The 12,065-nt window shown below is 66.8% G+C and carries 9 protein-coding genes, 1 tRNA gene and 1 pseudogene; 9 read left to right on the forward strand and 2 right to left on the reverse strand.

The features are described from left to right. Nucleotides 1–57: 57 nt before the first annotated feature. From LDO14_RS12710 to LDO14_RS12725, 4 genes and pseudogenes are all read left to right on the forward strand, one after another. Nucleotides 58–549, forward strand: a complete 492-nt coding sequence (locus LDO14_RS12710; protein ID WP_051081309.1) for an FMN-binding protein — start codon at nt 58–60, stop codon at nt 547–549. Nucleotides 550–552: 3 nt separating this feature from the next. Beyond that, nucleotides 553–1,426: pseudogene (locus LDO14_RS12715) on the forward strand (FAD:protein FMN transferase). Continuing rightward, a complete protein-coding gene (locus LDO14_RS12720; protein ID WP_223992012.1) occupies nt 1,423–2,973 on the forward strand; it encodes an FAD-dependent oxidoreductase in 1,551 nt (516 codons plus the stop codon). The pseudogene LDO14_RS12715 and the gene LDO14_RS12720 overlap by 4 nt, the downstream one beginning before the upstream one ends. 110 nt (nt 2,974–3,083) lie before the next feature. Then, nucleotides 3,084–3,156, forward strand: a tRNA-Arg gene (locus LDO14_RS12725). An 83-nt stretch (nt 3,157–3,239) separates the two neighbouring features. On the opposite strand, the gene LDO14_RS12730 is transcribed toward LDO14_RS12725, so the two are convergent. After that, nucleotides 3,240–4,190, reverse strand: coding sequence for a cation transporter (locus LDO14_RS12730; protein ID WP_056388010.1), 951 nt, complete (start codon nt 4,188–4,190; stop codon nt 3,240–3,242). Nucleotides 4,191–4,315: 125 nt separating this feature from the next. On the opposite strand from LDO14_RS12730, the gene LDO14_RS12735 reads away from it, so the two are divergent. Together LDO14_RS12735 and LDO14_RS12740 are read left to right on the forward strand one after the other, a co-directional pair. Next, nucleotides 4,316–5,368, forward strand: coding sequence for a M4 family metallopeptidase (locus tag LDO14_RS12735; protein WP_134163840.1), 1,053 nt, complete (start codon nt 4,316–4,318; stop codon nt 5,366–5,368). 57 nt (nt 5,369–5,425) lie between these two features. Then, the gene (locus LDO14_RS12740) at nt 5,426–5,758 is read left to right on the forward strand and encodes a protealysin inhibitor emfourin (RefSeq protein ID WP_056388014.1); all 333 of its coding nucleotides are present in this window, start codon (nt 5,426–5,428) and stop codon (nt 5,756–5,758) included. A gap of 13 nt (nt 5,759–5,771) precedes the next feature. On the opposite strand, the gene LDO14_RS12745 is transcribed toward LDO14_RS12740, so the two are convergent. Further along, entirely contained in the window at nt 5,772–6,740 is a 969-nt protein-coding gene (locus LDO14_RS12745) for a helix-turn-helix domain-containing protein (RefSeq protein WP_018768427.1), read from the reverse strand. A gap of 81 nt (nt 6,741–6,821) precedes the next feature. Between LDO14_RS12745 and LDO14_RS12750 the strand changes: the two genes are divergently transcribed. The 3 genes from LDO14_RS12750 (at nt 6,822) to LDO14_RS12760 (ending at nt 12,050) form a co-directional block, all read left to right on the forward strand. Next, nucleotides 6,822–6,989, forward strand: a complete 168-nt coding sequence (locus LDO14_RS12750; RefSeq protein ID WP_166673023.1) for a hypothetical protein — start codon at nt 6,822–6,824, stop codon at nt 6,987–6,989. A 78-nt stretch (nt 6,990–7,067) separates the two neighbouring features. Further along, on the forward strand, nt 7,068–11,036 hold the full coding sequence (hrpA, locus tag LDO14_RS12755; RefSeq protein ID WP_223992019.1) for an ATP-dependent RNA helicase HrpA: 3,969 nt from the start codon (nt 7,068–7,070) through the stop codon (nt 11,034–11,036). Nucleotides 11,037–11,066: 30 nt separating this feature from the next. After that, entirely contained in the window at nt 11,067–12,050 is a 984-nt protein-coding gene (locus tag LDO14_RS12760; RefSeq protein WP_134163838.1) for a beta-ketoacyl-ACP synthase III, read from the forward strand. Nucleotides 12,051–12,065 lie beyond the last annotated feature (15 nt).

The raw sequence follows: 12,065 nt of genomic DNA on the forward strand, positions 1-12,065 counted from the left end.
AAAGACGGCATTGCGCAAAGAGACCGGTACAGCCCCAACAGTGAAACGAGAGCCTTCATGAGACCCTCCACCCCTCAAAGCCCCGCCATATCCAGCGCCGCGCTCCGCAAGGGTATCTTCGCCGGCCTTGCAGGCCTGTCCCTCGCAGGAACCGTGGCCGGCTGTGCACCATCCACGGCGGACAGCACCCCGGGCGCTGCGGGAAGCCCGTCCACTCCTTCTGCGGGTTCTTCCGCCCTGGCCGGCAGCGGCGGCAATTACAGAGACGGCACCTACAGCGCGGACGGGAACTACGTGTCACCCAACGGCACGGAAACGGTGGGCGTTCAGCTGACGCTGGCGGCGGGAAAGGTCACGGACGTGCAGATCACCCAGCACCCGTCCAATCCGAACACCCGCAAGTTCCAGGGCCAGTTCGCCGGTGGCATCGCTGCCCAGGTGGTGGGCAGGAACATCGATGAACTGAACGTTTCCAAGGTTGCAGGCTCCTCCCTGACCAGCGGAGGCTTCAACCAGGCCGTGGACAAGATCAAGGCGGAGGCGCAGTAGGCGGTGTCCGTCACGGACTGGGATGACTTCCTGTTCCAGGGGATCGGAACCGGCTGGGACATCACCACTCCCCTGCCGTTACCCGCGTCCCTGCGCGCACGCGTGCTTAACACGGTTGAGAAGTTCGACGCCGACTGGTCCCGTTTCCGGGCCGACTCGCTGGTGTCGGACCTGGCACGGGAGCCGGGGCGTTATCAGTTTTCCGGACGAGGCTGCTCCGCTGGGCGAGCTTTACAGCCTGCTCTACCGGGTGACCGGCGGCGCCATGACGCCGCTGATTGGCGGCAGCCTGGAGCGCCTGGGGTATGACGCAGCGTATTCGCTCCGGCCGGCCGGTCCGCCGCTGCCTGCGCCGGCCTGGGAATCGGTGCTCACGTGGTCCGGAACCGTCCTGACGGCCAGCGCCCCCGTGCTGCTGGACATCGGCGCCGCAGGCAAGGGCCTGCTGGTGGACCTCCTGGCCGCGGACCTGGCGGCCGCCGGCATCGGCGCCTTCGTCATCGACGCCAGTGGCGACCTGCTGGCCCGCGGGGCAGGACCCGTCAGCGTGGCGCTTGAACACCCCTACAACCCTGCACAGGCGATTGGGACGATCTACCTGGACGGTCGCGCCCTGTGTGCGTCGGCTGCCAACCGCCGCGCCTGGGGGGACGGACTCCACCACGTCCTGGACGGGACCACCGGGCAGCCGGTGCGGACCGCCGTCGCCACCTGGGCCTTGGCGGGGACTGCCATGGTGGCCGACGCACTCGCCACGGCCCTGTTCTTTGTTCCCGGCGCCACGCTCCAGGAAAGCTTTGATTTTTCGTGGCTGACCGTCTTTTCCGACGGCAGCGCCGCCTACTCCGCCGAATTCGAAGGGATGCTGTTCTCATGAGTCCCGTGGAAACACCGCACGCCCCGGCGCCGTCCCTGGCCGGCCGGATGGGGACCGCCGTGGGCAGGTTCACCATGTACCGGGTTGTCCTAACAGTCCTGGCGGTCCTGGCCGCCTACAGCATCCTGCTCAACATCCTGGGCTGGCTGACGTTCGGTATCCCGGAAATGCTCGCGCACCTGGCGCTGTGCCTGGGCTTGACCTACGCCTCCAACCGGGCGCTGGCGGCGCTTTTCCGGGTCAACCCCCACACGGAGTCCTCCCTCATCACGGGGCTGCTGCTGTATTTCCTGTTCTGGCCGTCCCTGCAGCCGCTGGACCTGGCCGGGGTGGCACTGGCATGCGTCCTGGCCTCCGCCTCCAAATATGCCTTGGCGTGGCGCGGCCGGCACATCTTCAATCCTGCCGCCGCCGGCGCCTTCGCCACCGGCCTCACCGGGCTGAATATCGCTACGTGGTGGGCGGCCACACCTGCCATGCTGTGGCTGCTGGTGCCGGGCGTGCTGCTGGTCCTGTACCGGACCCGCAAAGTGCTGATGGCATCCATGTTCACGCTGGTGGCCACCGCCATCATCACCCTTGAACTGCTTCGATCGGGCATGACGGCGGGCATGGGCATCTACCAGGCCCTGGCGCAGCGGCCGGTCCTGTTCTTCGTGGGATTCATGCTGACCGAGCCCCTGACCCTGCCGCCCCGCCGCAGGCACCAGCTGGCGCTGGCCGCCGTGGTGGGAGTGCTCTTCGCCGTCCCCTGGAACGTGGGCCTGTTCGCCAACTCGCCCGAGGCAGCCCTGCTGGCAGGCAACCTGCTGGCCTTCCTGGCAGGGCAGCGCGGGGCCGTGAAGCTCCAGTTCACCGGCACCCGGCAGCTGACGCCCGCCACCACCGAGTTCACGTTCAAACCGGCCCGGCCGGTGCGCTTCCTTCCGGGCCAGTACATGGAACTGGACCTGCCGCACGCCAGGCCGGACGGCAAGGGCCGACGCCGGGTGTTCAGCCTGACAAGCCCACCGCGGGAGCGGCTGGTGAAGTTCGCCGTGCGGACGGCCGGTCCCTTGTCTGCGGCAAAGGAGGCGCTGCTGGCCCTGCGGCCGGGCGACGAAGTGGCAGCCACGGCGGTGGGCGGCGACTTTATCCTGCCGCGCGATCCGCACCGGCCGGTGTTGCTCATCGCGGCGGGAATCGGCATCACGCCCTTCGTTTCATACCTGTCCTCCGGAGGCCTGCGGGAGCGGGACGCCGTGCTCCTGCTCCTGGCCCAAAGCGCAGGGGAGGTGGCCTACGCGGAGGAACTCCGGGACGCCGGCATCCGGGTGCTCGTGCGGTTGGCGGACGGTTCCCGGCCGCCCTCCGGCCTGGCCTCCGCTGCCGCAAACACCGGCCCGGGAGCCCGGCTGGACGGAGGGGCCGTTGCGGCGCTCGTGCCGGACATCGCCGCCCGTGACGTCTATGTTTCGGGGTCCCCGGCAAGCGTTGCATCGCTCCGCCGGGCGGCGAAGAGCGCCGGCGCCCGCCGGGTCCGGACGGACTCCTTCGCCGGCTATTGAAACCGCTTCTTTGCCTGTCCATTCCTGGCCGTGGTGTCGGTTTTCCCTTGCGGGCCACCTTCCTGCTAAGCTCTAGGACGTCCCGCCGGGAACGGCAGGGAATACGGATTGCCCTCGTAGCTCAGGGGATAGAGCGTCTGCCTCCGGAGCAGAAGGTCGTAGGTTCGAATCCTATCGAGGGCACAGAAAACCCCCGCCGCTTCACTGAAGCGGCGGGGGTTCTTTCGTTTTCCAGCCTTTCCTGCTGCGCTGCGGAAGCCGCAGGATCAGAAATGCAGGGCAACCTCGTCAAGCGTGGCCAGGGTCAGCACGGCTTCCTCGACAGTTTCATGGTCTTCCAGCTCACGCTCGATCCGGCGCAGGACCACCGCCACTTCATGTTCGGGGTGGTCCCCCTGCAGGTCCACGGCCGCAACCAGGTACAGCTTGCGGGGACCGACGAATTCCAGGTGCAGGTACGTGAGCCGCGCGATCTCGGGGTGCGCCAGCACCCGTTGCGCCATGGACCGTTCAATGTCGGGGGTGACGCCCTGGCCCACCAGGAAGCGCCTGTTGCGGTCGATCAGGACGACGGCGACGACGGCCAGCAGCACGCCGACCGCGATCGAACCGATTGCATCGGGCAACGGCGATCCGGTGACCTGGTGCAGGAACACGCCCACGAAGGCTATGACAAGGCCGATCAGCGCGGCAGCGTCCTCGGCGAAGACGGCGCGCAGGGTGGGATCGGAGCTGATGAGCACCTGCTCCAGCGTGTGCCGGTCCAGCTCATGGGCCGCCTTCCTGGTCTGCCGGAAAGCCTGGACAAAGGAGATGCCTTCGAAGACGAAAGACACCGCCAGGACCACATAGGCCACCATGAAATCTGCGGCCGGCTCCGGCTCGATGATCTCCTGGATGCCATGCATGATGGACACCACCGCGCCGGCGGTAAAGAGTCCGAACGCGGCGAACATGGACCACACGTAGGCTTCACGGCCGTAGCCCATGGGATGGCTCTTGTCCCTGGGCCTGCCTGAACGGCGCTCGGCGAAGAACAGGAACACCTGGTTTCCTGTGTCCGCCCAGGAGTGGGCTGCCTCCGCTGCCATGGAGGCCGAGCCCGAAAGGACTGCGGCCACCGACTTCGCCACCGCCACGAGCGTATTGGCTACGAAGGCGATGATGACCGTGAGGAGGGTGGAGCCGGGCTTGTTGCGCTTTTCGGTGTCAGCCATGCGCCTACCGTACCCATCCGGGCCTGCTGCAGCACCCGGAAGGCAACCGAATTCGCGGCGGCCGCCTGCAGTCAATTGTCGGAGGCTCCTCTTAGGCTGAAACCACCTAGCTGAGGGAGTACGCCATGCAAGTTCAGTTCTGTTCCATCGTTCCGCCCTACCTGTTGCGCCGGCTGGCCCAACAGGACGCACCGGGATTCTCTTCGGCGGCAAGCGCGGCCCGGAAGGCCCTTGGCCACATCGAATCATTCCAGGCAGCACGTGCACAGGCCGTCCCGGTCCTCCCGCCCGGGCTGCGCCAGGTCAAGCCGGGCCCGGTGGACCGCACCATCTACGATGCCGGCGGCGAAGAAACGCTCCCGGGCAGGCTGGTCCGGGAAGAAGGCGGGCGCGCCACCGGCGACGCCGCCACCGATGAAGCCTACGACGGCCTGGGTCACACGCACCGGCTGTATGCCGACGCCTTCGGCCGGGATTCGGTTGACGGACGCGGCATGAAGCTCGATGCCACGGTGCACTTCGGCAACCTGTACGACAACGCTTTCTGGAACGGCACCCAGATGGTGTTCGGTGACGGCGACGGCGACGTCTTTGACCGGTTCACCAAGTCCCTCAGCGTTATTGGACACGAACTGGCGCACGGGGTCACCCAGTACTCGGCCGGGCTTGCGTACCGGAACCAGGCGGGCGCCCTTAATGAGTCGATGTCAGATGTCTTCGGCGCCCTCGTTGAGCAGTACGTCAAGAACCAGTCCGCCGCCCAGGCCAGCTGGCTGATCGGTGAAGGCCTCTTTACATCCAAGGTCCAGGGGCAGGCCCTTCGGTCCATGAAGGCGCCCGGAACGGCGTACGACGACGACGTGCTGGGCAAGGACCCGCAACCCGACTCCATGGACTCGTATGTCCGGACCAGCGCAGACAACGGCGGTGTCCACATCAACTCCGGCATCCCCAACCGCGCGTTCTACCTGGTGGCGAACGCCCTCGGCGGCAATGCCTGGGAGGCGCCCGGCCGCATCTGGTACGAGACCCTTACCAGCGGTTCGATGCCGCCGGCCGCAACCTTCACCGTCTTTGCCCGCGCCACGGCACGGGCCGCCGCGGACCTGTTCGGTTCGGGGTCAAAAGAGCATGACGCCGTAACGGGGGCGTGGGAAACTGTGAAGGTCAAGGTTTAACCACCCCGGCTGACCGTCACTGGCCGCCGGGCCACAGGGAAGCCCAGGGGCCATGCCATGAAGATCAAGGTGGAACGGAGCGGCGGGATAGCTGCGGTTACGCGGGTGTGGACGGTCGATGCGCAATCGGACAGCGACCTCAGCCAATGGCAGCCCCTGGTCGAGGCCTGCCCGTGGGATTCGGTACCCAAGACGCCAAGGGCAGCTGCCGAGCAATTTGCGGAAGCCCAACCGGACAGGTTCATCTACTCGATCCGGGCAGGGCAACGCAGGGCAGCACTTCCCGAGCAGGCCGTCACCGGACCCTGGCGGATTCTTGTGGACAGCGCACGGGAAGCGGCCGAGGAACTCCGCGCCCAGGAACGCCGCGACGAGCCCGCCCCGGGCTAGGGTGCAAAGGGTGCTACCCCGCCACAGCCAGTTGGCCGCGGAAAGCGCGGCGGTATGACTGCGGGCTGGTGTCCAGGACCTTGGCGAAGTGGTGCCGCAGCAGGACAGGGTGCCCGAAGCCGGACTCCCTGGCGATTTCTTCGATGTTCAGGTCCGTGGACTCAAGGAGTTCCTGGGCCCGGAGCACCCGCTGTGAATTGAGCCAGGCGGCAGGCGTCGCTCCGGTCTCGGACCGGAAGCGCCGGGCGAACGTCCTGGCCGACAGGTGCACGCGTGCCGCCAGTTCGCTTACCGTGTGCTCGCGGTCCAGGTTCTCCACCATCCAGCGCAGCAGCTCCTCCATGGGAGCTGAGCCGCAGGCCGGCATTGGCCGGTCAATGAACTGCGCCTGGCCGCCGTCGCGGTGCGGAGGAACCACCATGTCCCTGGCGATCGCGGCAGCCACCTTGGCCCCGAGTTCGACCCGCACAAGGTGGAGGCAGGCATCGATCCCGGCGGCGGTCCCTGCGGACGTAATGATGTTGCCGTCCTGCACGTAGAGTACGTTTTCGTCCACCTGCACGCCGGGATTTTCGGCGGCCAGTTGGCCGGAGTAGTGCCAGTGCGTGGTGCAGCGGCGCCCATCCAGCAAGCCGGCGCGGGCCAAGGCAAAAGCGCCCGAGCAGATGGACATCACCCATGCCCCCCTTGCATCAGCAGCCCTCAGCGCCTCGACTACGGATTCATGCAACTCGTCGCCCCTCCCGTAGGGGGCCATGATGACCAGGTCCGCATCTTCGGTGGCTTCAAGTCCCAGGCCCACGTTGAGGGTCAGGCCTGACTTCAACCGGACGTCGCCAGGCTCCGGCGTGCAGACGCGGAAGTCGAAGGCCGGGACGCCGCTCCCCCGGCCGGATCTGTCGATGCCGAATACCTCGCAGGCAGTGCCGAACTCGAACATCGAGAAGTTGGGAACCACGATGACGGCCACTGATTTGAGCATGCTTCCATTGTGGCAGGAATTATGTCTTTTTGGGCATTTCTGCCACTTTTTCCCTGTTGCAGGATGGAGAAGCATGGAGGCATGGAAATCCTCATAAGCCTCCTCATCCTCCTGATCCTCCTCGTGGCCGCAGCAACCATTTCAGCGCTTTTGCGTGATGGCCGGGGGCACACGCCTCCTGCTGAATCCCACGAAGCCTGGTCCGCCCTGGACCTCCCAAGCATCAACTACACGCTCCGCGTTTTCTAGGGCAGAACCAAAGGCGCCGGACACCTGCCGGCAGTACAAACGGGAAGCCGGGGCTCCCGCAGTAGACTGTCTGCAGCCATGACTTTTCATATCTCCTATCCCGCCGAGCTGCCGGTTTCCGAGCGCCGCGAGGACTTGATGGCCGCGATCGCGGCCAACCAGGTGACCATCATCGCCGGCGAGACCGGCTCCGGAAAGACCACCCAGATCCCCAAGATGTGCCTGGAACTTGGCCTGGGCGAGAAGGGACTGATCGGCCACACGCAGCCCCGGCGGCTGGCAGCCCGGACCGTGGCCGAGCGCATTGCGGAAGAGCTTGGCGTGGACATCGGCCAGGAGGTGGGCTTCCAGGTCCGTTTCACCGGTGAGGTAAGCAAGGCAACCAAGGTCAAGCTGATGACCGACGGCATCCTGCTTGCCGAGATCCAGCGGGACAGACTGCTGCGCAGGTACAGCACCATCATCATTGACGAGGCACACGAACGAAGCCTCAACATCGACTTCATCCTGGGCTACCTCAAGCGGATCCTGCCGCAGCGGCCGGACCTGAAGGTGATCATCACCTCGGCCACCATCGACCCGGAACGGTTCGCCCACCACTTCGGGACCCCGGAACAACCCGCTCCCATCGTCGAAGTCTCCGGCCGGACCTATCCGGTGGAAATCCGCTACCGGCCGCTGTCCCAGCCCAAGGCCGACGACGACGACCCCTCGGACGATGAACTCGAGGAGGACCGCGATCCCCTGGATGCCGTCTGCGATGCGGTGGACGAGCTCGCGGCGGAGGCGCCCGGTGACATCCTGGTCTTCTTCTCCGGCGAGCGGGAGATCCGCGACGCCGCGGACGCACTCCAGGCCCGGATCCAGTCCAACCGAAGGCTGTCCAACACCGAGATCCTTCCCCTGTTCGCGCGCCTGAGCCTGCAGGAGCAGCACAAGGTGTTCCACCCCGGCAGCAAGCGCCGGATCGTGCTTGCCACCAACGTGGCGGAAACGTCGCTCACGGTGCCGGGCATCAAGTACGTCATCGACACGGGCACGGCCCGCATCTCCCGGTATTCGCACCGCACCAAGGTCCAGCGCCTGCCCATCGAACGCGTCTCGCAGGCATCGGCCAACCAGCGCTCCGGCCGCTGCGGCCGGGTGTCTGACGGCATCGCCATCCGGCTCTACTCGGAGGAGGACTACGAGTCCCGGCCCCGGTTCACGGATCCGGAGATCCTGCGCACCAACCTCGCCGCCGTCATCCTCCAGATGACCGCCATGGGCGTGGCAAAGGGCCCCAAGGACGTTGAGGAGTTCCCCTTTGTCGAGCCGCCGGAAACGCGGGCCATCAACGATGGCGTTACCCTCCTTCGCGAGCTCGGCGCCCTGGCTCCCCCACGCCCGCAAGACAACGGCGGTAAGCCCGGGGCAGGCGGCGGCCTCACCGCCGTCGGACAGAAACTCGCCCAGCTGCCCGTCGATCCCCGCCTGGGCCGAATGATCGTGGAGGCCGGAAAACGCGGCTGCGTCCGCGAAGTCATGGTCCTGGCGGCCGCGCTGACCATTCAGGACCCCCGCGAACGGCCCACAGACAAGCAGCAGCTGGCCGCGGAAAAGCACAACCGCTTCCGGGACGAAAACTCGGACTTCACCGGCTACCTCAACCTCTGGAACTACCTGCAGGAGAAACAGCAGGAACTGTCCTCGTCGGCCTTCCGCCGGTTGTGCCGGGCCGAATTCATCAACTACCTGCGGGTTCGCGAGTGGCAGGACCTCTTCGCGCAGTTGCGCCAGCTTGCGCGGCCGCTGGGGATCGCCCTGGACAACAAGCGCCTGGCCGATCCCGTGGGCAACCATGACGGGATCCACATCAGCCTGCTGTCCGGGCTCCTGAGCCACATCGGAATCCTGGATGAGCGCAAGCGCGAGTATGCAGGTGCCCGCGGCAGCCGGTTCGCGATCTTCCCCGGTTCCGCGCTGTTCAAGAAGTCCCCCACGTTCGTCATGGCAGCGGAGCTGGTGGAAACCAGCCGCCTGTGGGCCAGGGTGGCGGCCAAATTCGATCCCCTGTGGGCCGAGCAGGTGGCACCGGACCTGGTGAAGCGCACCTACAGTGAACCGCACTGGTCCACGCGGCAGGGCGCGGTCATGGCCTACGAAAAGGTCACCCTTTATGGTGTTCCCATCATTGCCCAGCGGCGGATTAACTACGGCAGGGTGGATCCGGTCGTGGCCCGGGAGCTGTTCATCCGGCATGCCCTGGTGGAGGGTGACTGGAAGACCCACCACAAGTTCTTCCACCGCAACCGGGCGCTCCTGCATGAGGTGGAGGAACTCGAGGCACGCATGCGCCGCCGCGACCTGTTGGTGGATGACGAGACGCTGTTCGAGTTCTATGACGCCAGGATCGGCCCCGACGTGGTTTCCGAACGGCACTTCGATAAATGGTGGAAGGATGCCCGCCGGGAGAATCCGGACCTCCTGGACTACGACAAATCGCTGCTCCTCAGTGACGACGCCGATGACCTGGATGAATCGGCCTACCCCAAGACCTGGTTGCACAAGGGCTTCGAGCTTCCGCTGACGTACGAGTTCCACCCCGTGGCTCCTGGTTCACCGCCCAACCCGTCCGACGGCGTCACGGCCGAAGTTCCCGTCCTGTTCCTCAACCAGCTGGACGATGCCCCGTTCCGCTGGCTGATCCCCGGCCAGCGCGTGGAGCTGGTGACCGCGTTGATCAAGTCGCTGCCCAAGCAGGTCCGCAAGAACTTCGTTCCTGCCCCCGATGTTGCCCGGCAGGCGGTGGCGGTCCTCGAAGCGGACTTCGATCCTGCCCGGGATGAGCTGGAGCCGTCGCTGGAACTCGCGCTGCGGCGGATCCGCGGCGCCATCATCCCACCCGGTTCCTGGAACTGGGACGCCGTGCCTGCGCACCTGCGCGTGAGTTTCAAGGTGGTGGACAGCGGCGGCAAGGTGCTGGGCGAAGGAAAGGACCTGGCCGAACTGCAGGAGAGGCTGGCTCCTGCCACCCGGCGTGCGATTGCAGACTCGCTCGGCGCCACGCCGGCCTCCACTGCGCCCGGCGCCGGCGGCAAGGCCCAGCAGCGCAGGAACGGCAAGGCGTCCGACGCCGGAGCAGCCGCACGCCCGCAGGCTGCCGGGGTGCCGGGAACCTCCGCCGCGGCCGGGTTCGTGGAGCAGGAAGGCCTGACGGAATGGAGTTTCGGCACCATCGAACGCCAGGTGAGCAGCATGGTCAAAGGCCACACCGTCACCGGGTACCCGGCCCTGGTGGACCAGGGAACCTCAGTGTCGCTGCGGGTCTTCCAGACGCAGGAGGAACAGCTCGACGCGATGCGCGGCGGCGTGATCCGCCTGCTTGCCCTGCGGGTTCCGGCGCCGGACCGCTACGTCCTGGAGCACCTGAGCAACACGGAAAAGCTGACCTTCAGCCAGAACCCGCACGGCTCGGTATCCGCCCTCATCGCGGACTGCGCGCTGGCGGCCATCGACAAGCTCACGCCCGCAGACCTTCCCTGGGACCGGAAGGCCTTTGACCAGCTGTATGAGCTGGTGCGTGCCGAACTGATCGACACCGTCTTCACGGTCACCACCGTGGTGGAGCGCATCCTGGCCAGCACCCGCCGGATCGAGAAGCAGCTCAAGGGCACCACCAGCCTGGCCCTGATCAGCGCGCTCAACGACGTCAAGAGCCAACTGGAACAACTGGTGTATCCCGGTTTTGTGGCACGCACGGGCTACGCACAGCTCAGCCAGATGCCCCGGTACCTGGCGGCCATCGAGAAGCGGCTGGAGCGGCTGCCCGGCAACGTCCAGCGCGACGCCCTTAACATGGCTGTCGTCCAGCGGCTTGAGGACGACTACGACGATGCCGTCTCGGCGCTGCTGCCCGGACGGCGGGCAGGACGCGAGTTAACCCAGGTGCGCTGGATGATCGAGGAACTTCGGGTAAGCCTGTTCGCCGTCGAGCTCGGCACCGCGTATTCAGTGTCTGAGAAGCGGATCCGCGCCGTGCTCAACAAAGCACTGGCCCCCGCCTAGCGGCGGCCAGCCACCAAGGAGAGGAATCCAATGAAGCTCACGCTTGCCCAGGGCCCGGCAGGGACAGAGATTGCAGGGCTCGGCCACGCCCAGCCCGCGCGCATCATGGACAACCATGAGCTCGAGGGCATGATGGACACCAACGACGAGTGGATCCGCCAGCGCACCGGCATCGTCACAAGGCACATCGCCGGCGAGGGCGAGACAGTGGTGGACCTCGCGGTTCCGGCGGCACGGATGGCCCTGGCCGATTCGGGCGTCGCGGCCGCGGACGTCGACCTCGTGGTGGTGGCCACCACCACGGCCGCCGAACGTTCCCCCAACACCGCGGGCCGGGTGGCCGAGGCGCTGGGCCTGGGACGGGACGGCCGGGGACCGGCCATCATGGACGTCAATACGGCCTGTTCGGGCTTTGAGTACGCCCTCGGCGTGGCCGACCAGGCCATCCGCAGCGGCAGCGCCTCCCACGCGATCGTCGTTGGCGCGGAAACCCTCTCAGCCGTGACCGACTGGACGGACCGCGCGACGGCGGTGCTCACCGCGGACGGCGCCGGCGCCGCCGTCGTGCGTCCGTCGGAGACGCCCCGCATTGGCCCGGTGGTGTGGGGGTCCGAGGGCGGCATGGCCGATGCTGTCCGGATCTCCCCGCCGTCGGGCAGGTTTTCGCAGAACGGCCGCGAGGTGCTGCGGTGGGCCCTGACCAAAGCGCCGGAGCGTGCCCGCGAGACGGTGGCCAGGGCGGGGCTGGCAATGGACGACATCCAGGTCCTTGCCGCGCACCAGGCCAACCTCCGCATCATCGAACCGCTGGCCGAGGCCCTGGGGCTGTCGGACCGGATTGTCATCACCGACGTCACCGAGTCCGGGAACACGTCCGCTGCCAGCGTGCCGCTGGGGCTGAGCAAATGGTGGCACTCCGGAAGGATCCCGGCGGACGTCCCCGCACTGCTTTTCGGCTTCGGCGGCGGCTTCACCTATGCGGGCATGGTGGCGATGACGCCGCGCCGGGACTGATCTCCCTGCCAGCCT

The organism is Arthrobacter sp. NicSoilB11, from assembly GCF_019977375.1.
In the GTDB taxonomy this organism is placed as follows: domain Bacteria; phylum Actinomycetota; class Actinomycetes; order Actinomycetales; family Micrococcaceae; genus Arthrobacter.

Coding starts and splice junctions, on each gene's coding strand:
- LDO14_RS12720 (WP_223992012.1), top strand. CDS start 1,423: ATGAGTCCCGTGGAAACACCGCACGCCCCGGCGCCGTCCCTGGCCGGC.
- hrpA (WP_223992019.1), top strand. CDS start 7,068: ATGACTTTTCATATCTCCTATCCCGCCGAGCTGCCGGTTTCCGAGCGC.
- LDO14_RS12740 (WP_056388014.1), top strand. CDS start 5,426: ATGAAGATCAAGGTGGAACGGAGCGGCGGGATAGCTGCGGTTACGCGG.
- LDO14_RS12745 (WP_018768427.1), bottom strand. CDS start 6,740: ATGCTCAAATCAGTGGCCGTCATCGTGGTTCCCAACTTCTCGATGTTC.
- LDO14_RS12735 (WP_134163840.1), top strand. CDS start 4,316: ATGCAAGTTCAGTTCTGTTCCATCGTTCCGCCCTACCTGTTGCGCCGG.
- LDO14_RS12710 (WP_051081309.1), top strand. CDS start 58: ATGAGACCCTCCACCCCTCAAAGCCCCGCCATATCCAGCGCCGCGCTC.
- LDO14_RS12730 (WP_056388010.1), bottom strand. CDS start 4,190: ATGGCTGACACCGAAAAGCGCAACAAGCCCGGCTCCACCCTCCTCACG.
- LDO14_RS12750 (WP_166673023.1), top strand. CDS start 6,822: ATGGAAATCCTCATAAGCCTCCTCATCCTCCTGATCCTCCTCGTGGCC.
- LDO14_RS12760 (WP_134163838.1), top strand. CDS start 11,067: ATGAAGCTCACGCTTGCCCAGGGCCCGGCAGGGACAGAGATTGCAGGG.